Raw genomic sequence first — 23,127 nt, forward strand, 5'->3', positions numbered from 1 at the left:
AAGGGTTAATCATCCAATCAGATTAATTTTAGAAATGATCTATCTAAAAATGAAAAATAAATCCATTCCTTTCATTTATTAGGTTACAATAGGACTAGAATTTATTTATTAGAAAGAGTGTGAAGGTTGTGCTACGTTTATTTGGGTGGGCATTTGTAGGAGTAATGGTACCAATCTTTTTTTTCAGTGCATATGTTGCCGGCAAAGAATCAGAAGCTGTAAAAGGATTAGGAACTGTTTTAGACGAAAAGATTCCAATTGAATCGGTTGATTTACCACAAAATAGCTACATTTTTGATCATGAAGGACGGCTTATATCTGAAATAACCTCAAAACAGCAAAACCGTACGTATACTCATTACAATGAGATTCCGGATGTTGTGAAGACATTATTTATTGCATCAGAGGATCAACGTTTTTTTGATCATATTGGTTTTGATGCTGCAGGTATGCTTCGTGCTGTATTTATTAATGCAAGAAGTCAAGAAGTTGAACAAGGCGGCAGTACGATCACTCAGCAGCTTGCACGAAATGTTTATTTGACACATGAACGAAGTTATAATCGAAAACTAAGTGAACTACTATACTCCTATCAACTCGAAAAGAATTTTACGAAAGAACAGATACTGAAAGATTACTTAAATACAATCTACTTTGGTAACGGGACATATGGAATAGGAACAGCTGCTACATCTTATTTTAACAGGCAGCTTCAAGAGCTCCACTTAGCTGAGCTTGTATTTATTAGTGCCATTCCTAATAATCCGTCATTATATGACCCTATAAAAAACTTTGAGAATACAAAAGAGCGACAAGAGCGATTACTAAAGTTATTATTTGAAAATGGGATAATTTCACAAAAAGAAATGGAAGAATCCATGAACTATCCAATCACGCTCTCAAAAAAGGAACGTGTTGACTTCCATCCTGATTATGTGACATTCGTCCATCAAGAATTAAAACAATTGATAGCAGAAAGTGAAGGCTATGCCAAAAAGCTTCAAAATGCAAATGACAATGAACAAATTAACAACGAGCTTTCAAATCGTATTGATCATGTTATCAGTCAAGGAATCATTGTTCATACAGGAATGGATGCTGCTTTACAAAACAAGCTTGTAACCGCCATCGAGAAGCATCTTCCTTTTAATGAAATACAAGGTGCTGCAGCTGTCATTGATCATCAGTCACATAAAATTGTTGCTCTTTCAGGTGGAAAAGATTATGAAAAGCATGCATTCAATCGAGCTTTTCAAGCATATAGACAGCCGGGCTCTGCGATAAAACCACTCCTTGATTTTGCACCATATATTGATCTGACAGGAGCAACTGTAAACTCAAAAATTGATGCGGGCGCTTTTTGTAAAAATAATTACTGCCCTAAAAATTACAGCGGTAAAAATTATGGAATGGTATCTCTTGAAACAGCATTAAAATATTCATATAACACTGCTGCCGTTCGGATGCTTGATAAAATTGGAATTGAAAAAGGATTTTCATACTTAAAACCATTTGGTTTTTCTTCCATCACAAAGGATGATGTTCAAAAGCTAGCAACTGCTATCGGAGGTTTCACTTACGGTGTTTCACCTCTTGAGCTCACAAGCGCATATACTTCGTTTGGAAATGACGGTAATTATTACGAAAATCATGCGATTATAAAAGTTACTGACTTAACCGGAAAAACGCTATACGAATGGAAAGATAAACCTGTTCGTGTATGGAAAGAATCAACTAATGATCAAATGCGATCTTTGTTAGCTTCTGTTGTGAAAAGTGGAACAGGACAAAAAGCAACTATTTCAAGCGATTATATCGGTGGAAAAACAGGAACATCTAACGACTATAACGATTTATGGTTTGTTGGATTAACAGATAAGTATACTGCTGGTGTTTGGGTTGGCAAAGATAAAAATGGAAGTATACGGAATGTTTATGACCAGGGTCCGCAAATGCTCATTTGGAGAGACACATTGAAATAAGCAATAGGATCATTTTAAGGAAGGGGCTAATCATGATGAAAACAGCAAATCATCAAATCCTTTTATTCGACGGGGTTTGCCAATTTTGCAATGATACCGTTCAGTTTATTATTCGTCATGATAAACGGGAAACCTTTAAATTTGCTGCGTTACAATCGGCAATTGGACAAGAATTATTAAAGAAACACTCCCTGCCAACTAACGACCTTCAATCTGTTGTGCTGATCAAGAATCAATCTGCTTATACAAGATCGACGGCAGAACTTCACATTTTTCTAGGTTTAGGCGGATGGTGGAGCATTCTCTATCTATTTGTACTTATGCCCAGGCCGCTTCGTGATGGCATTTATAATTTCATTGCCAAAAATCGATACAAATGGTTTGGTAAGAAAGAAGAGTGTATGGTCCCTTCCCCGGAAATTCGCAAACGATTTTTATCTTAGCTTAGCTAGTGAACAGGATCACTTGCCACAACCTATACAAGAAATAAGCAAACAAAAAAAGATGGAACAGCATTCCATCTTTTTTCCTATTAAACAGGCAAGCTTGCCATTACACTATTGTATAATTTAAAACACAAATATAAAGTTCCTAAAACAAATATAAACCAAAATAAGACATGAAATAGAACAAGACCAATTAACGAGGATGAAGTTAAAGAACTGCTGATTTTGTAAACAATAAAGACAAAATAACAGATTGTTGCGATGAGAAAGATGCCAATAATTCCAAGGGGAAATTGTACGCATAAAAGTGAAAGAGCACCTGCGATTAGATAATATGTTGACCCGCCTCTAATTTTTGTAAGATTCTCACCTGCAATATCTTTTGAAAAAAAGAGTAATGAAAGTTCTGTAACCGTATTTGCTATTAATTTTAAAGCCGAAAAAACCATAAAAAACATCAATGCGAACAATGAAAATAATGCCAGCCTTATTCCGTTATTCGAAAAGAATTCGAGCATCCCATCATAAATACCGAATACTTTTAAATACTCAATGACGGCGATGACAGTTGCAATCGATAATGATGTGCTAAACAATAAAATGGTAATAAGTGGAAAGTAACTTGTAAAATACGTATTTTTCATCTTTTTATTCCCCGATTGAGTAAAATAATCTTCAATGTTATAAATAATTCCTTCATTATTATGTATCAGAGTCCTTCCGTTTACAAGAAAAAAATGACAGTTCACCAATCATTCAATTTTTCCCATTAAAAAGAGGATGTCCTCTATTGATTACATCCTTTAACGGGCGACAACACGAACATATTCACGTGGTTTAAATCGTTCAAACATTCGTGCATCCTTCGTTAATAAATCAATTGGTGTTTCGGAAGTTGATATATTTATTGTTTTGTTTTCAATTGGAATAGTTTCAACATATTCTCTTTTCATTTTTTCATTCATTAGCCAAGCACTGCTAAACAACGTTAAGAACAAGCTTCCTGCGATGAAAATCTTCCATTTTTGCAAGTAAATCACCTCAAGTTTATGATTAACTTGAGAGATTAGGAATATACAAGTTAGCAAATATTTGTTATCATTTTTATGTTCATATGAACTCGAAATCACATGAACATTCACGTATAATGATAGTTACAAACGAACTTGAACATAATAATTTTGATAAAGGCACCAAAGAACCTTAACAAATTATTTTCGTTCATCATGTACTATTTCTGGTTTTTTAGAAATTCATTCTATCGCCAAAAATGTAAGGAGGTTTATAGATGACATTACTTCATGTGGCAATTCTATCACCATTTATCATTGCCATACTTGTGCCATTTCTTCATAATTATTTTCAGAAAATTCATACAGGTTGGTTCATTTTACCACTACCGATTTTGCTTTTTGTTTATTTTCTCTCACTCATATCATCCACCATGAATGGGGAAACAATAAGGAATACAGCCAGTTGGATTCCTTCTCTCGGCATCAATTTCACAGCATACATAGATGGTTTAGGTTTGCTATTCGCCCTGCTTATTACAGGAATCGGTGCCCTTGTTATTCTTTATTCCATTTATTATTTATCGAAGGTAAAGGAACAATTAAATACATTTTATGTATACTTACTCCTGTTTATGGGTGCAATGCTAGGAGTTGTTTTATCAGATAACTTAATTGTTCTTTATACTTTTTGGGAGCTTACATCCCTTTCATCCTTTCTCTTAATTGGATATTGGTATGAACGAGAGAAATCACGTTATGGTGCTCAGAAATCAATGATGATCACAATCTTTGGCGGCCTTCTTATGCTCGGTGGCTTCATCATGCTTTATATGATGACGAATACGTTTAGTATTAGAGAAATTATTGAGCAAGTTCCAACAATTGCTCAACATCATTTGTTTATCCCAGCATTAATCCTTATTCTTTTCGGGGCATTTACAAAATCTGCACAATTTCCATTTTACATTTGGTTACCTGATGCGATGGAAGCGCCTACACCTGTTAGTGCTTATTTACATTCAGCAACAATGGTTAAAGCAGGTATTTATTTAGTAGCAAGGTTTAGTCCAGTTTTCGCTGGAACACCTGAATGGTTCTGGATTGTATCCGCTTTTGGAATCTTCACCATGTTCTGGGGATCGTTTAATGCTATAAAACAAACAGATTTAAAGGGGATTTTAGCCTTCTCAACTGTCAGTCAGCTCGGGATGATTATGTCAATGCTTGGTGTTGGCTCAGCTGCAATAGCTCTTGATTCGATTGATGACAGCTACTATACAGTTGCCATTTTAGCTGCAATGTTTCATTTAATGAATCATGCAACATTTAAAGGAAGTTTATTTATGATCGTAGGTATCATTGATCATGAAACAGGCACTCGTGATATTCGAAAATTAGGTGGATTAATGGGCTTAATGCCAATTACGTTTACCATATCGATTATTGGTGCATTCTCAATGGCTGGCTTGCCGCCCTTCAATGGTTTTCTTAGTAAAGAAATGTTCTTTTCAAGTATGATTCGTATCGTTGAATTGAATATCTTCAATCTAGAATCACTGGGACTTTTATTCCCGATCGTAGCATGGGTTGGAAGTATTTTCACATTTATTTATAGTATGGTTCTTGTCTTTAAGACGTTTACAGGCAAGTATCAGCCAGAAAAACTGGAGAAAAAACCACATGAAGCACCAATAGGAATGCTTATATCTCCAATTATTTTAGCTTCACTTGTCATTGTGTTCTTTTTCTTCCCTAATTTATTAGCATATACGATCATTGAGCCGGCAATGGCTTCAATCATTCCTGCTGTACTTGGTGATGGCGAGCATTTCCATGTTCATATTTCACCTTGGCATGGCTTTACTTTGGAGTTGTATATGACAATAGGAGTTGTTGCATTGGGGATACTTGGTTATTTCACACTTAGAAAATGGAGCGGTATTTATCGATTTATCCCTGAAAGATTAACGATTAATAAAGGATATGACGCAGCCTTGTACAGCCTTGATAAATCATCGTTTCATCTCACAAGGTTTTACATGACAGGCTCTATCCGAAACTACCTTTTGTATATCTTTACTTTCTTTATTGTTATTTTAGGAACATCACTTGCTGTTAAAGGTGGATTTTCATTCAGCTTAGAAGGAAATGCATCTGTTGGTATTTATGAAGTGATTCTTGCAGGTGTCATTTTGATTGGAACAATCACTTCTCTTTTTGCCAAATCTCGTTTGACATCGATCATAGCACTTGGTTCAGTAGGTTATACAGTTTCACTCTTTTTCGTCCTTTTTAGAGCACCTGATTTAGCTCTTACTCAACTATCTGTTGAAACTGTATCTGTAGCATTGTTTTTACTTTGCTTTTATCATTTGCCAGAGTTTAAAAAGCCAGAGAAAAAGCTTAATTTTAATTGGCCAAACTTTATTATTTCATTAGGTGTTGGAACAATCGTTTCCTTACTGGCATTATCGGCAAATAGCCAGCGTGTTTCCGAAACAATTTCCACTTATTTTATTGAAAACAGCTACAAGTTAGCAGGCGGGAAAAATATGGTCAATGTCATACTTGTAGATTTTAGAGGGTTTGATACATTATTTGAAATAACTGTACTAGGAATTGCCTCATTAGGTATTTTCGGCATGATTCGTCTTCAAGTCAGAAAGGAGGAAGAAAGATGAAGAAAACAAACATAAAAACGAATGATCTCATCCTCCAAACTGCAACAAAAGTGGTTGTATTTATTATCATTTTGTTTTCATGGCATCTCTTCTTTTCAGGCCATTATACACCGGGCGGTGGCTTCATCGGTGGATTATTGACGTCAGGTGCCATTGTCCTTTTACTCTTAGCCTTTGATTTAAAAACGGTCCTAGCGTTTTTACCAATAGACTACATTAAAATGACAGCAACTGGATTGCTTATCGCTTTGTTAACTGGGGTTGGCTCATTTTTCTTTGACGCTCCATTTTTAACTCACACATTTAGTTATGTTGATCTCCCTATTCTTGGGACAACATCTTTAGCTACCGCTGTTTTGTTTGATTTAGGTGTTTATCTCGTTGTTATTGGTGTAACAATGACGATTATTCAAACGATTGGAGAGACAGAATAAATGGAAGTTTTAATGTGTATAATCTGTGGTTTTTTATTTAGTGCAGCCACTTATTTAATGCTCTCTAAAAGTATATTGCGGATTATTATCGGTACTGGTTTGTTAAGTCATGGTGCACATCTCTTAATTTTAACGATGGGCGGTCTAAAAAATGGAGCTGCACCATTACTTGGTGAACATGCAAAATGGTATGTTGATCCACTCCCCCAAGCGTTAATTTTAACAGCAATCGTTATTAGTTTCGGGGTTACATCATTTTTCCTCGTTCTCGCGTACCGCTCATATCAGGAGCTTGGAACAGATGATATGGATCAACTAAGGGGAAATGATTATGAATAACTTAATTATCTTACCAATCATCATACCGCTGTTTACAGCGATTATATTAATCTTTTTCAATAAAAACATAAAAGTACAGAAGTGGATAAGTGCCATAGCATCATTCGCTGGCATTATTATTTCTTCTGTCATCGTACAACGTGTACACGAAAGCGGCATTCAAACATTAGCGGTCGGAAACTGGAAGGCGCCATATGGGATCGTACTTGTAGCAGATATGTACTCAAGTCTTTTAGTATTAACGACAAGTATTATCGCTTTTACATCATTGTTATTTGCCTTCTCAACGATTAGCCATGATCGGGAGAAATTTTTCTTCTATCCTGGCGTACAATTTTTGATTTTAGGTGTTTCAGGTGCATTTTTAACAGGCGACCTTTTCAATCTTTTTGTATTTTTCGAAGTCATGCTGATGTCTTCCTATTTGCTGCTAGTTTTAGGCAGTAGAAAAATACAGCTGCAAGAATCAATTAAGTACATCCTAGTGAATGTTATTTCATCGGCCCTTTTTGTTATTGCTGTTGCTTACCTTTATGCGGTCACTGGCACATTAAACATGGCTGATTTAAGTGTCAGAATTTCTGAAATGGGGCAATCGGGTTATATAACTGTCCTTGCCATCCTATTTTTAATTGTGTTTGGGCTGAAGGGAGCCATTTTTCCATTATTTTTCTGGCTGCCAGGTTCCTATCAAGCACCGCCAACAGTCGTAACCGCTTTATTTGGTGCACTGTTGACAAAGGTTGGTGTCTATTCGATTACACGTGTGTACACACTTATTTTTTATCATGACCCATCCTTTACACATCAAATTCTTGCTTGGTTAGCAGCTTTAACAATCATATTTGGTGCGATTGGCGCAATCGCTTTTTGGGATATCAAGAAAATTGTTATCTATAATATTATCACTGCTGTTGGTGTGATCTTATTTGGAATTGCCGCAAACACTCCAGAGGCAGTTGAAGGATCTGTTTATTATTTAATTCATGATATGATCATTAAAGGCGCTCTGTTTTTATTAGTTGGTGTGATCATCGCTATAACAGGGACAAGCCATTTACGAAAATTTAGCGGTTTGATAGCAAGTCATCCGTTTTTAGGTTGGATGTTCTTTATTGCAGCATTGTCTTTAGCAGGGATTCCGCCATTTAGTGGATTTGTTGGGAAACTAAAAATCGTACAAGGCGGTTTTGAAGCCGGAGAATATACAATTGCATTCATTGTTCTCATGTCGAGCTTACTTGTACTTTACTCTGTTATGAAAATCTTTATTCATGGGTTTTGGGGAGAACCGAAAGAAGAACTTCTCGTTCAAAAGAAATCACCGAAAGGCCTATTAATACCAATTGTAATTTTAATCGCTTTAACTACTGCATATGGTCTCGGTGTAGAATGGATATCACCTTATATTTCTCAAGCTGCCGATACTTTGCTTGACCCAACAATTTATATTCAAGCCGTATTGAAGGAGTAGTGCATATGGCATTTCAACTATTACTAAACTTTTTTCTCGCATATATTTGGATGTTTCTATCAAATGATTATTCATCACTTGCCTTTTTCAAAGGGTATTTCTTTGGAGCGTTGATTCTATTTTTTCTACGGAGATTTTTCAAACAACGCTTTTATCTATTAAACGTCATGGCCGTGATCAAACTTTTTTTCCTCTTTTGCAGTGAACTAGTAAAAGCAAATATAGGTGTTGTAAAAGTTGTCTTATCTCCTAAACTTTCGATGCAGCCAGCGATTTTCGCCTTAGAAACAGATCTTGAAAAGGATTGGGAAATCACGTTACTTTCAAATTTAATTACCTTAACACCAGGAACTCTTGTAATAGAAGTATCTGAAGATAATAAGACACTTTATATCCACGCAATGGATATTGATGATGTTGAACAAGCTAAGCTCGATATTAAAAATTCATTTGAAAAAGCAATTAAGGAGGTGAGCCGATAATGTTTCAATTTATCATCGGCCTCTCGTTATTCATCGTTGCCATCTCATCTTTATTATTCGTCTTTCGCCTTGTAAAAGGGCCTACAACACCAGACAGAGTCATCGCCCTTGATGCAATAGGCATTAACTTGATTGCCATTACGGCCATCCTCTCGATTGCAATTGATTCCAGTGCATTCGTAGAGATCATTTTACTTATTGGAATCGTCGCATTCATTGGAACAGTTGCCTTTTCAAAGTGGCTGGAGAAGGGAGAAATCATCGAAAATGATCGAAATCAGTAAATTTGTCGTAGGACTTCTCATTCTCCTTGGTTCATTACTAAGCTTACTTGCAGCGATCGGTGTTGTCAGACTGCCTGATGCCTATACACGCAATCATGCTGCCTCAAAGAGTGCAACCTTAGGAGTTCTAAGTATACTGCTTGGACTATTTCTTTATTATTTACTAATAGATCATGTAGCTAACGCAAGGGTACTTTTAGGAATTGTATTCGTCTTTATCACTTCACCTATTGCTGGTCATCTTATCATGAGAGCCGCTTACAATATTGGAGTGCCATTATGGGAAAACAGTGTACAGGATGATTTACAAAAAGCTAGGAAACGTAAAAAAGTAGATGAGCAATAAGCTTATCTACTTTTTTTATTTCAAATTTTCGTGTCGATCAAACGAGGCAGCTGATAGTTTATTGATTATTTCTTTTTTATAACGGCCATTGTACAACGTGATATACAAATTAAATGATCCATTTCATCAACTATCTTAATTTCCCATACCATTGTTGTCTTTCCTTGATGTAAAGGCTTTGCATATGCGGTAACCATTCCTGACTCTTTTCCGCGAACATGATTAGCGTTTATTTCCATACCGACACAAATTTCAGTTTCATGGTTAATTAAATAGTAGGTTCCTACACTTGCAACTGTTTCTGCTAATGCAACAGAGGCTCCACCATGTAACATACCATATGTTTGACGTGTGCGTTGATCAACAGGCATTGTTGCAACAACTTCTTCAGCTGTAACAGATGTTATCGTAATGCCTAAGGCTTCCATCAATGTATTTTTAATATCGATGTCCATCTAACTCCCCCTTTACCACTTCATTATGTTAATCAATGATTCCTTCTGCTTTTGCAATAAGAACTGCTTCTGTACGCGTACTAACATTTAGCTTATTAAATATCGCTGTTAAGCTATATTCAATCGACCTTTTGCTTAGATGAAGATGATCGGCAATTTCCTGATTTGTCAGTCCCTTTTCAACTTCTTGCAAGATCGCTTTTTCACGTTCATTAAAGTCTTGTCGGTCCGAATTTGTTTCAATCATTTCCGCTTGTTTCTGACTAAGCAGATTTTTAAAATATTGATACGGTACTACAATGTCACCTTCAATTGCATGGTGAATATAGGTTAATAGTTTCTTTTTTGATTCTGTCTTACTAACAGCTCCATGGATACCAATTCGAATGGCTTCATCGAAATAATCCCAAACATCATATCCAGTGTATAGAATGATTTTACAAGAGTGATTCTTATGTATGACTGTTTTCGATATTTCCATCCCATTTATATCACCTAAGTTTAAATCCATTAAAATCACATCAAATGGTGATAAGTCAATATTATTTATTGCTTCAACAGTATATGGAGGATCTAAGCAATCAACCTTAATCCCTGGCTCAGCCTCAAGTATTGCTTTTGTACCTTCTCGAACTGCTGGATGATCATCTACGACTAAAATATGTATCATTCATCTCACCCTTTTACAAGATCCTATCTGTTTCTTGAAATGTTTCTTAATTATATTTATATTATATAACTTTATAAAAGGACTTGGCACCAGCCAAGTCCTTTTTACTATATCTCAACATCAATTTTTAATCCATTACCTTTTGACGTATTTATCGTAATTGAGCCTTTTAATGCTTTTACACGCTCACTAATTCCCGACAAGCCCATACTTTCAGTCTTATCATAAAAATCTCTATATTCAAAGCCTACTCCATTATCTTCATAATGCAGAACAATTTTTTCTTTAATACAAACTAATATAATAAGAACTTGTGATGCTTTTGAATGTTTGTGTGCATTTGTTAAAAGCTCTTGAACAATGCGATAAATGTTTAATTGTGTATCAATATCAAGTGTTATTGTAAAGTTGCCTGTATTGATACGAATGTCAAAATCAACATATTCCTGATATTGCATAACAAGCTTATTTAATGCTTTTACTAAACCTAAATCATAAAGTAATTGTGGACGAAGTTCTTGGCATGTCTCACGTGTCGTTTTAATGATCTTTGTCATACTGCTATTCATCTCTTGCAGCTTTTTCTTTAATTGACTTGAATCCGCATCAACTTCAACTAATGCAAGCTCACACTGTCTCTTTAAAGACACTAAATCTTGCAGCACAGAATCGTGAAGATCCTTCGCTAAATTAGAACGTTGCTTCTCTTCGATCGAAAACAACAGCTTCGTCAGCCAGCCTGGATTATGTCCTTCTGTCTCAAGCTTTTGCATATGCTGCATAAGTTCGTCAATCTTTAAAAAATTCTCTAAAGAAACATTTGTGTAGAATGATAAGGTTTTTAACCAAGAAATTTCGTCTCTTGTGAGTCTTGGTGTATTAAGAATAGATAAGCAAAGCAAAACATAGCTTTTATTTTCAGTTTCACCAGTATTAATGACAAATCCTCGATCTACTTCGATGATTTTCCCAATTTCATCAGTTACATCTCTTATCTGTTTAATATATGGGCTATAATCCGCTTCTTTAGCGTTTAAATCAACAGATGTAAGATTTTTTTCACGATCCACTTCAATAAAATAAGCTTTACTTACAAGTAAAACATCTAAAATAACTTGTTTTAACTCAGAAACAACATGCTCTAAATTACTTGCCTTTCTGATACTTTGTGTGTATTTAAAAATGCTATCTTGATAGTTATATTTTTCAGAAAATCTTTTAAATCGAAAGCGGAAATCCAAGATTTCTTTGGAATAGAATATTAAAACTATTACTAAATAGATATATACAGATAGCCTAATTGGATAAAAGGTTGGGTTATTTTCTTTTAATAAGAGCATAATTCCTACTATAATAAATGAGGGAATAACTGCTAATAATGAGTAATACCTAATTCTTCCTAATAGAAAATCTATATCATATATTTTAGTAGCTAAGAATTGATATACCAAAGAAAAAGGAATTAATAATAAAAAGGCAGCTAAAAAAGTTGCTGAAAAGATATACTTTTGAAAGATAACATATGGTATAACGTAAAATAGTAAAAAGGGTGTAAATGCTATTACGTTTGTCATTATAAGAATCTTTACTATATAAGCTTGCTCAGAATATTTTATTTTTTTCAGACCTGTAAACTTTAAAACAAAGGTTAAAACAAGTAAGAATAAAAATGAACATAGATTTAATATTCTATTAAAATCAAAGTTGTTTACTATTAGCATATTTTGAACTATTTCTGAAACGAAGTTAATAATTACCAGGAGATAGCCAATTCTTAGGAAATTGAAACTAAATAGTTTTTTTCCTAATTCTTGAAAATATTGATATATAAAATGAAGGTAGCTCACAGGAACTAATAAAAAAAGAGTCAAATTAATATATCGACTTATTGAATCTCCTCTTGAAGAACCACTTGCACTTATATATGCCATACCAATAATTAAAAGAAACAAATTTAAAAAGTGAGCAGACCTTAAATTTACACCTTTGTTTGTTCGATAGACGAAAAAAATACAAAATAAACATAAAAAAAGGACAGTCAAAGGAATTATTATAATAAACAAACTTTGATAACTAATAAGTGATGTTGGTATTTCAAATTCTTTTATTGTACCATTTTGTAAAACCTTTAAATCATATACTTGTTCAAGAATTCCATATTTTATAGCTGGGCTGTGTAACAACGGATCTTCATTATTAATTTCTAAAACAACGTCGTTTAGATGAATGCCAACTTTTTCAGCCCACGTCTTTGGTTCAATAACATTTATCAACATTTCATTATCACTTGTTACTTTAACACCAGCTCCAACATACGGATACTTATAATTCAAGTGTATGGTGTAAAAAGTTACAATTATGCTGAGTATGACTGCTATTTGAATTATTCTATTAAAGGTAATACGCATTAATAACACCTTTCAATTAATATTAAATCCAATAAAAATTTTTTAATGAAGCTGAACCAAGAATTCCCTCTATTACTCCTAAAACATCGTCTAATTCCACACCTAATAAGCTTGCTTGGCCATTAACAACTTTCTCTAGTACGTCTGGATTTTCAATTAAAAAGTTTACGATTTCTTGCATGGTTATCTCTCCTTATTAGTTGGTTTTTTATTTATTATCAAATGAGATTTAATTTTCTCTATATGAATTTCTTTTATGTCTAAACTTTCTATTTTCTTTTTTGCTCGATTAATAGCAACTTGCTTAATTACATTTAAGTATTGCATCACACCTGAATCGAACAGAATTTGTTTATAGTTTTCGATACTGCCGAATTCTTCTATTATTTCTCTGCCACTTTCAATAAACTTCATTAATACATGAGAATGTTCATTGTAGCCTTTCTCTAAATAAAGATATGCAAGAGATTTTTTTTTTGAAGTGATGTCATTTTTATTTAAATTAAATAAATCTCTGAAATCGTTATCTGCTTGTGCAGCAATTCCAACTTGATATGAATATTCTTCAACTTCAGGGAAATTAGCCCCTGCTAACAACATTCCGCTTACCGAAGCTAAAGCAATAAGGGAACCTGCTTTACGCTTCATCACATGCAAACATTCTTCTTCTGTGCTCATTAAATTTTGCAAATCATCATGTTGTCCCTCCATTGCTTTCATGGAGAATTGTAAAAACGCTGATAGTACTTGATGTTTATATGGTGAGGAGAGGTTTAAAACAGTTTGTTGGCTTATTGTGTAAAGTGTTGTTGCAGCATTGATTGCAATGGAGCGATCAATTTGCATCCATAGTTCTTTCATATTATCTAAATCCTCAAGATCATCAAACATGTCAAAAGATAAAATTAGTAATTCAATTGCTGCGGCTAGTTGTATAATTTCTGAGTCTTTACCGCCAAATGCCTCATGATGAATGATGGCTAATTGTCCAAAATTAACGATTTGCTTGTCTTCCACAAAAGAAAATAATAGATCTTGTAGCTCAGAATGTTCTAGTTGTGAGGAAATAGATTGCAACATGTGCCTTTTAATAGATTGACTCTCAACTTCTGCTATAACAACCACCTCTATAGCTTAATATTACTATACATCTAGGGTTTTTAGTAGGAAATAATAGTATAATGTACCCCTTACTCTACTACATTTTCTCCTAGTTTTTTCTTAATTGTCAATATAAACATTAGAAAAGTTTGGCAAATTACCAAGCCCAAATAGTGAATCCCCTCCTGATTTTCAAATCACCTTTTCTTCAAAAATAAAAGGCTCTTATCTAATAGATTGTTGCTTTAAAATGAAAACTCTTAAGGTTGATTGGAGCAGATTGCGAGACTCCTGAAGCGAGCATCCTCTAGCAGCAAACAACCACACCTCAATACTCGGTAAATGGAAACAAAGTTTGTGAAAACAGCCAAATAAAAAAACTTGGCTAGTAGCCAAGTTTTTTAAGAAACATTCAGAATTGCGTATTTATCATACTTATCTATACTTCTATTTATACAACGTAAAGATTCTTTTGTCTCTTTAATATCTTGTTCAATTTTTATTAATAGCTCAGTCATTTCATCAATTTTTTGCTGATCCATCGTTTCACACTCCTTTTATGTTGGTAAACGAATGCATGGCCAACGTATACAATATATGCTGCTTTCTATAGTTTCATTTTAATCTAATTGACAGTTCCTTTCACCGAAAATAATTCATCCTACACGGTGCGTGATACCGCAAACGAAACGCAATAGTCCAAAATATATATTTTATATACATCTTTTTACCCGATTTTAAAAACAAGGTACTGTTATAGCTCATTATTGATTTTGGCACAATGTTCTGTAGCTGAAGTCGTGAAAACGAACGCCTCTAGCTGCAATCAACAAGTTTAATAGAGCCAAAAACAAAAAGTTGACCTTTTGTTTTCAATGAAAAAGCAAAAGGTCAACCCATTTTTATACGGTTAAAATCTGATGATCAAATATATTTTGTGCATTTACAATAGCTAATTCAATTAATTCCGCTTTTTTCTCTATAGGTCCATGATACTCTAAGGTGTAATCCTCAATTCCAGTTTTTGAAAACAAGCATTCCATTTTAATTTTGCAATTGTCTTTCATAACCGAAAAAACCGCAACCATCTTATCATCTAATACAAAAAATGTAGGCTGCACTCCCATTGAGCGTATGACCTCCTTTAATTGTTCTTTTACCAGTTAAAAGACCAACTTCTATTAGGAAAAAACAGCGAGTTTATTACTTCTTTCGACGTAAGGGGGATTTTTCCTTTTTAAAAAGAAAAATTTTTTTCTTTTATTTATTCTAAAATCTCATAGTAAAAACCGCTACTGACTTTATGTATTTATCACATTATTTTTATTTATTTTATACAGACATATCTATCTGCATACAATCCTCTTTGTGTTAAATCTTTACAAGAATATTGTTTATCAAAAATCAAAAAATAGAAGAGGTGAGGTGAAAAAGAAATGGATTTTTTCTCTATTGAATTTTTTACAGCACTGTTGTCAATCATTGTTATTGACTTAGTTTTAGCTGGTGACAATGCAATTGTCATTGGTCTTGCAGCCAGAAAGCTTCCTAAAGATCAGCAAAAAAAGGTCATTATTTTAGGAACCATTGGGGCAATTGTTATTAGAGCGATTGCCACTATGCTTGTTGTGTACTTGTTAAAAGTTCCTGGTCTTCTTCTAATTGGAGGCATCCTTTTAATTTGGATTGCTTACAAATTAATAACAGAAGAAGAAAAACATGAAGTAGAATCAGGTAATAATATGTGGGCAGCGATTAGAACAATCATCATAGCTGATGCTGCTATGGGGCTTGATAATGTACTAGCTGTAGCTGGTGCGGCACACGGAAGTCTTTTATTAGTCTTCCTTGGCCTGCTTATCTCGATTCCGATTGTTGTATGGGGAAGTACAATTATTTTGAAATTCATGGAAAAGTATCCAATCATTATTTTAATCGGTGCTGCTGTGGTAACTTGGACAGCTACAAAAATGATTGTAAAAGAACCTTTTATAGCCGGTTTTTTTGCAGAAGAATGGCTCCAATATGCATTTGAGTTTATTGTAGTAGCAGCAGTCGTAGCGTTTGGTTATTTCAAAGGCAAGCGAAATAAAGAGTCATTGCATGATACACAAAAAACTGCTAGTTAAACACTAGCAGTTTTTTGTGTATAAATATTTGCATCCCTTGCTTCCATCATACTTAAAGCCCAGTTACTAGCATGGATATAAAATTGATTAATGACCTCTTTTGGTAAATTCAATCCTTCTAATTCCCATTTGAAATGTTCAATCTGTATAGACCATGAAAGAACCTGATAGAGATCATTTTTCGTTTCTAAGAGTGCCTCTTGAATATCATCTGTTAGGGGTAAATCATTTAAAATATCAACTAAATTACGATTTAATCATGTAACAATTAATAAGAATATTCCAGTTAACATGTATGTTGCTGATTGGCTTCTGCCAGTGTGAACAGCAATTTGTTCACATAATTTGGAACGGATAAGTGACATTTTAATCACTTCCTGCATTTTTCAACCATTATTGGAATTTTGCATACTTTTAATAGAGAGCCCATATGGCCATTTATTCATTTCGCTCCAGCAAGACAATAGCCTGTTTGATTGACTTAATTTTATTTTAGGACGTAATACAGGAGAGTAAAAATAGGTTGCCGTACTACAAGCACTTCCATCCAATGACCCCTCACAACTATACCCACTTTTTTCGAATCGTATTTTACTATAACATTATTTTCCAATTTACAGAAAAATGTTAAATGAAAGAGGCTCTTGGACATCTATCGTGAAATACTGATTTCATCTATTTATAAAAACTTTAATAATCCAATCGTTAGCTTCATCCAGCCAAAAAATGATAACCATAATGGTACACTTAAAAACGTTGCCCAGATCATCCCTTTAAAAAAGTTTTCTTCATGCACATTACTCACACCTCTCAAAATTAGATATTATTTCTTATTTTTTCCTTGGTGCAGGTATTTAAACATTTAGAAAGCGCTTACAAACATTAAGTTTATATTACTATTATCTTTATTCCTTATTGAGAAGCATAATTCCTTTTAAAAGTTTCCGCTATTTTATTACATTATTTTTACATATTCTCCTCACCCTAAGATTTTCAGATGCATATATTGTTACATATTTGACGGTGAGGAGTGATGAAATTGGCTGCCATAAGTGGAAGGGAATACTTAACACGCATGGATCAAATGAAGCCAAATGTGTGGATTCGAGGTGAACAAATAACCGAAAAGCTTTCAGCACATCCCGTTTATAAAGGAGCGATGTTAACAAAAGCTTCTCTCTATGATTTACAAGTCCACCCAGACTTTATAGAGAACATGACGTTCAAGTCCCCAAAAACGAATCAACGAGTCGGCCTATCATATTTACAGCCTAAAACAAAAGAAGACCTCGAAGCTAGAAAATTTATGATGAAAACATGGGCATCAAAAACAGCAGGAATGATGGGAAGAACACCAGATTATTTAAACACGGTCATTATGGCTCTATCATCCTCAGCAAGCTTACTTAATGATCAGGATGAAGAATTTAGTAAAAACTTAATAAATTTATATGAAACGGCTCGCGAACGAGATCTCTCCTTCACCCATAGCTTTATTAATCCTCAAATCAACCGATCTTCAACTTATGATGAAATAACAGCCCAGCCCATCGCAACAAAGATAATAAAAAAAACTTCAGATGGACTTATTGTCAAAGGAGCTAGACTTTTAGCAACACAAGGCGGCATGACTGACGAGGTCTTAATCTTTCCATCTGGCGCTAAAAATATGGAGGAGGAATATGCCTTTTCTTTTAGTATCCCTACTGATACAAATGGGGTAAAGTTTATTTGCCGTGAATCCTATAACCAGGGGGCATCTCATTTTAACTATCCACTTTCATCTCGTTTTCATGAAATAGATACGATGATTATTTTTGATAACGTCTTAGTTCCCTGGGAACGTGTGTTTTTTTATCATCGACCAGACATTGCTTATCAACTATTTTCAAGAAGTAGTTTTACTCCACTTACACTTCAGCAGGTCGTAATTAGGCAAATTACAAAAACTGAATTTATTCTTGGCCTTGCTCAATTGATGGTAAATACGCTGAATCTATCTGAATACCATCATATTAGGGAAAAAATAAGTGAAGTAATTATTGGATTAGAAACAATGAACGCCTTGTTGGATCGTGCGGATAAACAGGCATCTATTGATGAATGGGGGACAATGATCCCAAATACTCATTCCCTATACGTAGCAGTAAATATGTTCCCTAAACTCTACCCTCGTATGATTGAAATTTTGCAGCTTATTGGTGCAGGCGGATTAGTTGCCATTCAAACGGAAGAGGACTTCCATTCTCCATTGCAGAAAGATTTAAATCACTATTGCCAAGGATCCGGGTGCAATGCTGTAACAAAGACGAAAATATTCAGGCTTGCCTGGGATGTAGCAATGAGTGCTTTTGGAACTCGTCAAACTCAATATGAACGATATTTTTTTGGTGATCCTATCAGACTTTCCTCAAATCTATATATGGGCTACCCAAGAGACAAGTATACCAATCAAGTTGAGGAATTTTTGGACATCTCACATACAAATGAACAATCATCTTGATCAACTAAAGATGTAGTTCCAGTCATTCCACCTGTAAGCGTTTGACCAATTAAGGTTTTGTTTCAACAGCTAGATAAATGATTTTATCCAATAAGCAATACAAAGAGGCAACTGAAAGCTTTGCCTCTTTGTCATTAACTATTATACCTCTTACATTTCGCCAACCCAGTGAATCATTTTATTCGCTAACTCTTCAGCCGTTTCAACCGGAACACGCTGTGATAAGGAATCAATAAGTCTTGACTTTAGCAGTCCTCTTTCTTCTTCATATTGAACAGTTGTCGACCACTCTATCTCTGGAATGGCAATTAAACTAAATTCTTGTTTTTTATTTTCATAAATATAAACATTTGTAATAAGCTCATTACCATTATGTACATTTGCCTTTCTTATTTTCAAAGCGATTTCATCCTTTCTATTTCCTGCTGCTTTTATTATAGTAGTTGTTTTATTCTTTTGCAGCAAATAATAAAAGGCTGTTTTCGCAAATTTTGTTGCTATTTACCAAGTAGTGCGGTGTGTGGTTGATTGCAGCGAGAGATGCTCGCTTTTTAGCGGGGCGGGCTGTGAGCCTCCTTAGCGTAAACGCCTGCATGAGTCTCACCTGTCCCACTGCTCTTAGCAGGAGTGCAGCAATCTGCTCCAATCAAACTTAAATAGTTCTCGTTCTAAAAGCAACACTCTCTTAGAAAAGAGCCTTCAAAAAAAAGACTGACTCAACAGTGCCATGCTTTCTCATGTATCTGTTTAGATCAGCCTTTGAAATACTATTTATTTAAGATGGATGGCTGATCAATTAAATCAGCATCATAGAAGTTCGTTATATTGAAGAGATTTTGTGTTTGAATGAAATCACCAGTGCTAACTGAACCTGAGCCAACTGTTGTTTTATCCGAAGATTTAGGTGATAAACTAAATGTATCGCCAACTTTAAATATCGCATTGGCTTCTACCTCATTTACTTGTACCGGCCCTACGAATGCAGGCATTTCCTCACCCTTTTTCAATTGTAGATTGCCACTTCTATCGCCTTTCAAGTAGCTTTATCAGCATTATATGTTCAAATGAAGGAAGGGTTCAGCCTAGATCTTCAAATTTTCACTATTAAGGTCTTGTTTATATTTCATGCGTAACTTGATTAATCGAACAATATTTAACGTCACAGCTTTTAACACACCATAAGTTGGTACTGCTAAAATCATACCCAGAATTCCGCCAAAACTGCCGGCACCGATTAACAGTAAAATAATCGTTAACGGATGTGTATTTAGGCGTTTCCCAATAATGAGTGGAGATAAAAAATTTCCATCTATTTGCTGAACAACTAACACAACAAGCGCAGCTAATAACGCCTTTGTCGGCGACTCAAGTAAAGCGATAATAACAGCTGGTGCTGCCCCGATAAACGGACCTAAATAAGGAATGATATTCGCCACTGCAACGACAATTCCAAGGACAAGCGCATAATCTAATCCAATAATTGTATAACCGATAAAACAGCCTATCCCTACTGCAAGTGACACAATTAGCTGCCCTTGAATATATGCTGAAAGTGTTTCATTTAAATCATCAAAAATCTTTAACCCTTCATGACGATATGCATTCGGTAAGATTAAAACTGCTTTTGAAGGTAGTTTTTGGCCATCCTTTAGCATATAGAATAAGATAAACGGTACTGTTATCAATGTTAACGTTATATTTGTTACAACACCTAAAACTTTTGTGATACTTGTAGTAATGTTTTCAGGTAAGTTTCCTACATAACCTGTCAATGTATTTTCAATTTGTTCGAGTGATACATACTCCTGTTCCATTACCCATTCAAACCAGCCGGTTTGCGACATATTAATGACAAATGAACTAATTTCCTTTACATATCTCGGGAAATTTTTTATTAAATCTGTAACCTGCTCAGAAAGAATTGGACCAATAAAGGCGATGAGTAATGAAACCACACCAATCGCAACGATGTATGGAATTAATATCGCTAATGTTCTTGGCACCTTACCTTTCTCAAGCCACTTAACTACTGGAGCAAAAATAAAAAATAGAATTCCCGCAATAAGTATCGGGAAAAATAAAGTTGAAGCAAAGACGATGATTGGCTCAAATAAAAAAGATACCTTTGAACCAATATAGACAATTAATAGCATCAGTAAAATCTGCAATGTCCAAAAATGGGTCTTTGATTTTAGCACATTTTTTTCCTCCTGTTTCATGGATCCTCTTCCTCTTTTTATCTCTATGCTAGTATAGACAAATTCTCACATGATTAGAATAAGTATGGTAACATCACAAACTATGTATACGAATCTGTTGATTTTATGGTTTCAGAAAGTTCTAAGATCTATAAAAACTGTACAAGGTATAAGAAAAGATTACCAGTAAATCCAGCCTTTTTACAAATGAAAGAATAGAGGTCAGACATATTCTAAGTCTGACCTCTACATGCATGATCATTTTCAAATAACGATCCTGCACACTATTTATTATTCTTCATTATTATTCATACCCACAAACATGAGTATGAAACGTAATAGCTCCATAATAGCGATAATCGTTGCTGCTACATATGTTAAAGCGGCGGCATTTAAAACCTTTCTTGCGCCACTCTCTTCGTTGTTTCGAATCATTCCCGAACTCACCATAAAATCATGGGCTCTAGCTGAAGCATTATACTCGACAGGTAGTGTGACTACCTGAAAAAGGACACTAACTGCAAAAAATATGATTCCTAGCAGGAACATTCCAGACGCTTGCATTAACATACCAGCTAGAATAAAGAAGAAGGATAAATTTGATCCCCAGTTTGCAACAGGTACAAGAGCGTGTCTGATTCTTAATGGAGTATAATCCATTTTATCTTGCACAGCGTGACCAACTTCGTGAGTAGCTACTGAGATAGCAGCAATCGAATTTCCATAGTAATTGTCTTGAGAAAGGCGAACTACTTTACTTCTAGGATCATAATGATCTGTTAGTCTTCCTCTTACTGGTTCAACCTTAACATTATATAATCCGTTCTCATCCAAAACCCGTCTTGCCGCTTCGGCACCGGTAATCCCTGATGATGTGCCTACATTTGAATATTTTTTATACGTGTTTTTTAAATACAATTGAATCAATAATGGTACAGCCATGATGATAATAAAATAAATAAGAAATCCCATCTTGATCTTTCCTCCTGTTAAAAGTAATTTTTAAAAATGCACGATATTGAATATGATCGTATCGACCGGAAACATATTTTCTTTCTCTATAAGCACTGATTGGCACTAGCTGCATCTTCACCTGTATTGTAAGAGGATGATGAAACTCTGACTACTTTTTAACTTAACCTATTTTCTTAAAAATGTGCTTTCCTTCCTGCTCAACTTCCTTATGCTATACGTTTTACTCAGTCATCATGCAGTTAAAGTCATATTTGTCTCATTATATATATTACTATTATCTTATCTTTCCCAAACACCACAGTCAAACATTATACTTTTCTTGATAACATGACCGTAAGGAAAAAGAAAAGAGACATCATACCTATAGATGTTTATACGAATGAATGATGTGGTTGGTTTCAATTTTTTATTTAAAATTATGTATGTTGAGAACAAAAGATTTCAAAAAACACACAGTAAAATTCTATTAAGAAATTTTTCTGTGTGCTCTTATTTATTAACCCACTGATCAATATTGTATATGAAAGAAAAAGAACATCTTGCACCCGATTTTTTTATCATCGACATTTCAAACTGTCTTCCGATATTCATTAATCAGCTGTTCTATTTCTTGATCAAGTCTATTTATTTTTTTTAGTGCATCTTCTCTGCTTATTTCACGGTAATGATGCTTACCAAATGGTTCTTCATCCATTTCGTCGGCGAGACGGACAATTTGCTGCAGGGAATTTTTTTTCATTGAATTTTCAGGCAAGTAGGAATCTGTATGGAGTAAAATGGCTAATGCAATCTCTTTTGCGTATTGGCGATCTTCTCCAAGACGAATAAGAAGCTTATGGGCACGTTCCGCTCCCTTAATCGCATGAATATCATTTTTTTTATATTCCTCATAATCCCATTTACCATTTGTATACCATTCGTAATGACCAATGTCATGAAGCAGGCCTGCTTTAGCTGCAATGTCAGGATTTACATCATGCTTAATGGCGAGCTGCACAGCATACCCGGCAACTCTAATCGCGTGTGAAACACCTGAACGATTTAAATATTTTTGTGCAATTGGATGATTAAATACATCCATTATTTTTACTCGTCGCATGGTTACCCTCCTTAAACTAAATATTCAGAATAATGTAACACATATCTTTATTCATATCAACAAGTAAGATAGGTTCTCTTACAGTTCATTCCCTAAAAAAACAAACTT

The 23,127-nt window shown here is 34.5% G+C and carries 25 protein-coding genes; 11 read left to right on the forward strand and 14 right to left on the reverse strand.

Annotation, left to right across the window (positions count from 1 at the left end):
* Window positions 1–164: 164 nt before the first annotated feature.
* Together GMB29_RS22750 and GMB29_RS22755 are read left to right on the forward strand one after the other, a co-directional pair.
* Entirely contained in the window at window positions 165–1,982 is a 1,818-nt protein-coding gene (locus tag GMB29_RS22750) for a transglycosylase domain-containing protein (RefSeq protein ID WP_136352767.1), read from the forward strand.
* Between the two features lie 35 nt (window positions 1,983–2,017).
* Window positions 2,018–2,425 (forward strand): thiol-disulfide oxidoreductase DCC family protein, encoded by a 408-nt coding sequence (locus GMB29_RS22755; protein WP_227551414.1) that lies wholly within the window; start codon window positions 2,018–2,020, stop codon window positions 2,423–2,425.
* 89 nt (window positions 2,426–2,514) lie between these two features.
* Here the strand turns inward: GMB29_RS22755 and GMB29_RS22760 are convergent, their stop codons facing one another.
* Both GMB29_RS22760 and GMB29_RS22765 read right to left on the reverse strand, forming a co-directional pair.
* Window positions 2,515–3,072, reverse strand: coding sequence for a DUF5366 family protein (locus GMB29_RS22760; RefSeq protein ID WP_136352632.1), 558 nt, complete (start codon window positions 3,070–3,072; stop codon window positions 2,515–2,517).
* A 159-nt stretch (window positions 3,073–3,231) separates the two neighbouring features.
* Window positions 3,232–3,459, reverse strand: coding sequence for a hypothetical protein (locus GMB29_RS22765; protein ID WP_136352631.1), 228 nt, complete (start codon window positions 3,457–3,459; stop codon window positions 3,232–3,234).
* Between the two features lie 257 nt (window positions 3,460–3,716).
* Here GMB29_RS22765 and GMB29_RS22770 point away from each other — a divergent pair, with 257 nt between their 5' ends.
* The 7 genes from GMB29_RS22770 to mnhG are packed head-to-tail and all read left to right on the forward strand — an operon-like array spanning window position 3,717 to window position 9,481.
* Window positions 3,717–6,122: a Na+/H+ antiporter subunit A gene (locus tag GMB29_RS22770; protein WP_136352630.1), complete on the forward strand. Its 2,406-nt coding sequence runs from the start codon at window positions 3,717–3,719 to the stop codon at window positions 6,120–6,122.
* Window positions 6,119–6,556: a Na(+)/H(+) antiporter subunit B gene (locus GMB29_RS22775; RefSeq protein ID WP_227551415.1), complete on the forward strand. Its 438-nt coding sequence runs from the start codon at window positions 6,119–6,121 to the stop codon at window positions 6,554–6,556. Before GMB29_RS22770 ends, GMB29_RS22775 begins: the two co-directional genes overlap by 4 nt.
* Window positions 6,557–6,895 carry a Na(+)/H(+) antiporter subunit C gene (locus GMB29_RS22780; RefSeq protein ID WP_136352629.1) on the forward strand — a complete coding sequence of 113 codons (339 nt, stop codon included), beginning with the start codon at window positions 6,557–6,559 and terminating at the stop codon, window positions 6,893–6,895.
* The gene (locus tag GMB29_RS22785) at window positions 6,888–8,369 is read left to right on the forward strand and encodes a Na+/H+ antiporter subunit D (protein WP_136352628.1); all 1,482 of its coding nucleotides are present in this window, start codon (window positions 6,888–6,890) and stop codon (window positions 8,367–8,369) included. The genes GMB29_RS22780 and GMB29_RS22785 overlap by 8 nt, the downstream gene beginning before the upstream one ends.
* Before the next feature lie 5 nt (window positions 8,370–8,374).
* Window positions 8,375–8,851, forward strand: coding sequence for a Na+/H+ antiporter subunit E (locus tag GMB29_RS22790; protein ID WP_136352627.1), 477 nt, complete (start codon window positions 8,375–8,377; stop codon window positions 8,849–8,851).
* Window positions 8,851–9,135: a Na(+)/H(+) antiporter subunit F1 gene (locus GMB29_RS22795; protein ID WP_136352626.1), complete on the forward strand. Its 285-nt coding sequence runs from the start codon at window positions 8,851–8,853 to the stop codon at window positions 9,133–9,135. The genes GMB29_RS22790 and GMB29_RS22795 overlap by 1 nt, the downstream gene beginning before the upstream one ends.
* On the forward strand, window positions 9,119–9,481 hold the full coding sequence (gene mnhG, locus GMB29_RS22800) for a monovalent cation/H(+) antiporter subunit G (protein ID WP_136352625.1): 363 nt from the start codon (window positions 9,119–9,121) through the stop codon (window positions 9,479–9,481). Before GMB29_RS22795 ends, mnhG begins: the two co-directional genes overlap by 17 nt.
* Window positions 9,482–9,546: 65 nt before the next feature.
* Here mnhG and GMB29_RS22805 read toward each other — a convergent pair whose 3' ends face one another.
* The 7 genes from GMB29_RS22805 to GMB29_RS22835 form a co-directional block, all read right to left on the reverse strand.
* Window positions 9,547–9,936, reverse strand: coding sequence for a hotdog fold thioesterase (locus GMB29_RS22805; RefSeq protein ID WP_196305204.1), 390 nt, complete (start codon window positions 9,934–9,936; stop codon window positions 9,547–9,549).
* 28 nt (window positions 9,937–9,964) lie between these two features.
* Window positions 9,965–10,606: a response regulator transcription factor gene (locus tag GMB29_RS22810; RefSeq protein WP_136352624.1), complete on the reverse strand. Its 642-nt coding sequence runs from the start codon at window positions 10,604–10,606 to the stop codon at window positions 9,965–9,967.
* Between the two features lie 107 nt (window positions 10,607–10,713).
* Window positions 10,714–13,014, reverse strand: a complete 2,301-nt coding sequence (locus GMB29_RS22815) for a sensor histidine kinase (RefSeq protein ID WP_136352623.1) — start codon at window positions 13,012–13,014, stop codon at window positions 10,714–10,716.
* A 22-nt stretch (window positions 13,015–13,036) separates the two neighbouring features.
* Window positions 13,037–13,195: a competence pheromone ComX gene (gene comX / locus GMB29_RS22820; RefSeq protein ID WP_136352622.1), complete on the reverse strand. Its 159-nt coding sequence runs from the start codon at window positions 13,193–13,195 to the stop codon at window positions 13,037–13,039.
* Window positions 13,196–13,197: 2 nt separating this feature from the next.
* The gene (locus GMB29_RS22825; protein ID WP_136352621.1) at window positions 13,198–14,139 is read right to left on the reverse strand and encodes a polyprenyl synthetase family protein; all 942 of its coding nucleotides are present in this window, start codon (window positions 14,137–14,139) and stop codon (window positions 13,198–13,200) included.
* Window positions 14,140–14,516: 377 nt separating this feature from the next.
* Complete coding sequence (locus GMB29_RS22830; RefSeq protein ID WP_136352620.1) at window positions 14,517–14,657, reverse strand: DegQ family regulator; 141 nt, start codon at window positions 14,655–14,657, stop codon at window positions 14,517–14,519.
* 360 nt (window positions 14,658–15,017) lie between these two features.
* Window positions 15,018–15,242 carry a hypothetical protein gene (locus tag GMB29_RS22835; RefSeq protein WP_136352619.1) on the reverse strand — a complete coding sequence of 75 codons (225 nt, stop codon included), beginning with the start codon at window positions 15,240–15,242 and terminating at the stop codon, window positions 15,018–15,020.
* A gap of 309 nt (window positions 15,243–15,551) precedes the next feature.
* Here GMB29_RS22835 and GMB29_RS22840 point away from each other — a divergent pair, with 309 nt between their 5' ends.
* The gene (locus tag GMB29_RS22840; protein ID WP_136352618.1) at window positions 15,552–16,244 is read left to right on the forward strand and encodes a TerC family protein; all 693 of its coding nucleotides are present in this window, start codon (window positions 15,552–15,554) and stop codon (window positions 16,242–16,244) included.
* 1,033 nt (window positions 16,245–17,277) lie between these two features.
* Window positions 17,278–18,747 carry a 4-hydroxyphenylacetate 3-monooxygenase, oxygenase component gene (gene hpaB, locus GMB29_RS22845; RefSeq protein WP_319941421.1) on the forward strand — a complete coding sequence of 490 codons (1,470 nt, stop codon included), beginning with the start codon at window positions 17,278–17,280 and terminating at the stop codon, window positions 18,745–18,747.
* A 150-nt stretch (window positions 18,748–18,897) separates the two neighbouring features.
* Here the strand turns inward: hpaB and GMB29_RS22850 are convergent, their stop codons facing one another.
* The 5 genes from GMB29_RS22850 to GMB29_RS22870 form a co-directional block, all read right to left on the reverse strand.
* The gene (locus tag GMB29_RS22850) at window positions 18,898–19,146 is read right to left on the reverse strand and encodes a YueH family protein (protein ID WP_136352761.1); all 249 of its coding nucleotides are present in this window, start codon (window positions 19,144–19,146) and stop codon (window positions 18,898–18,900) included.
* Between the two features lie 368 nt (window positions 19,147–19,514).
* Window positions 19,515–19,754, reverse strand: coding sequence for a spore germination protein (locus GMB29_RS22855; RefSeq protein WP_227551416.1), 240 nt, complete (start codon window positions 19,752–19,754; stop codon window positions 19,515–19,517).
* 75 nt (window positions 19,755–19,829) lie between these two features.
* A complete protein-coding gene (locus GMB29_RS22860) occupies window positions 19,830–20,945 on the reverse strand; it encodes an AI-2E family transporter (RefSeq protein WP_136352616.1) in 1,116 nt (371 codons plus the stop codon).
* Between the two features lie 291 nt (window positions 20,946–21,236).
* Window positions 21,237–21,917, reverse strand: a complete 681-nt coding sequence (locus GMB29_RS22865) for a zinc metallopeptidase (protein ID WP_136352615.1) — start codon at window positions 21,915–21,917, stop codon at window positions 21,237–21,239.
* Window positions 21,918–22,488: 571 nt separating this feature from the next.
* Window positions 22,489–23,019 (reverse strand): HD domain-containing protein, encoded by a 531-nt coding sequence (locus tag GMB29_RS22870; protein WP_136352614.1) that lies wholly within the window; start codon window positions 23,017–23,019, stop codon window positions 22,489–22,491.
* Window positions 23,020–23,127 lie beyond the last annotated feature (108 nt).

The organism is Metabacillus sediminilitoris (assembly GCF_009720625.1).
GTDB classification, from domain to species: domain Bacteria; phylum Bacillota; class Bacilli; order Bacillales; family Bacillaceae; genus Metabacillus; species Metabacillus sediminilitoris.

Coding starts and splice junctions, on each gene's coding strand:
- GMB29_RS22810 (WP_136352624.1), bottom strand. CDS start 10,606: ATGATACATATTTTAGTCGTAGATGATCATCCAGCAGTTCGAGAAGGT.
- GMB29_RS22865 (WP_136352615.1), bottom strand. CDS start 21,917: ATGGGATTTCTTATTTATTTTATTATCATCATGGCTGTACCATTATTG.
- GMB29_RS22795 (WP_136352626.1), top strand. CDS start 8,851: ATGTTTCAATTTATCATCGGCCTCTCGTTATTCATCGTTGCCATCTCA.
- GMB29_RS22870 (WP_136352614.1), bottom strand. CDS start 23,019: ATGCGACGAGTAAAAATAATGGATGTATTTAATCATCCAATTGCACAA.
- GMB29_RS22835 (WP_136352619.1), bottom strand. CDS start 15,242: ATGGGAGTGCAGCCTACATTTTTTGTATTAGATGATAAGATGGTTGCG.
- GMB29_RS22750 (WP_136352767.1), top strand. CDS start 165: ATGGTACCAATCTTTTTTTTCAGTGCATATGTTGCCGGCAAAGAATCA.
- GMB29_RS22755 (WP_227551414.1), top strand. CDS start 2,018: ATGAAAACAGCAAATCATCAAATCCTTTTATTCGACGGGGTTTGCCAA.
- GMB29_RS22815 (WP_136352623.1), bottom strand. CDS start 13,014: ATGCGTATTACCTTTAATAGAATAATTCAAATAGCAGTCATACTCAGC.
- GMB29_RS22770 (WP_136352630.1), top strand. CDS start 3,717: ATGACATTACTTCATGTGGCAATTCTATCACCATTTATCATTGCCATA.
- GMB29_RS22830 (WP_136352620.1), bottom strand. CDS start 14,657: ATGGATCAGCAAAAAATTGATGAAATGACTGAGCTATTAATAAAAATT.
- GMB29_RS22840 (WP_136352618.1), top strand. CDS start 15,552: ATGGATTTTTTCTCTATTGAATTTTTTACAGCACTGTTGTCAATCATT.
- comX (WP_136352622.1), bottom strand. CDS start 13,195: ATGCAAGAAATCGTAAACTTTTTAATTGAAAATCCAGACGTACTAGAG.
- GMB29_RS22785 (WP_136352628.1), top strand. CDS start 6,888: ATGAATAACTTAATTATCTTACCAATCATCATACCGCTGTTTACAGCG.
- mnhG (WP_136352625.1), top strand. CDS start 9,119: ATGATCGAAATCAGTAAATTTGTCGTAGGACTTCTCATTCTCCTTGGT.
- GMB29_RS22760 (WP_136352632.1), bottom strand. CDS start 3,072: ATGAAAAATACGTATTTTACAAGTTACTTTCCACTTATTACCATTTTA.
- GMB29_RS22780 (WP_136352629.1), top strand. CDS start 6,557: ATGGAAGTTTTAATGTGTATAATCTGTGGTTTTTTATTTAGTGCAGCC.
- hpaB (WP_319941421.1), top strand. CDS start 17,278: ATGAAATTGGCTGCCATAAGTGGAAGGGAATACTTAACACGCATGGAT.
- GMB29_RS22805 (WP_196305204.1), bottom strand. CDS start 9,936: ATGGACATCGATATTAAAAATACATTGATGGAAGCCTTAGGCATTACG.
- GMB29_RS22775 (WP_227551415.1), top strand. CDS start 6,119: ATGAAGAAAACAAACATAAAAACGAATGATCTCATCCTCCAAACTGCA.
- GMB29_RS22790 (WP_136352627.1), top strand. CDS start 8,375: ATGGCATTTCAACTATTACTAAACTTTTTTCTCGCATATATTTGGATG.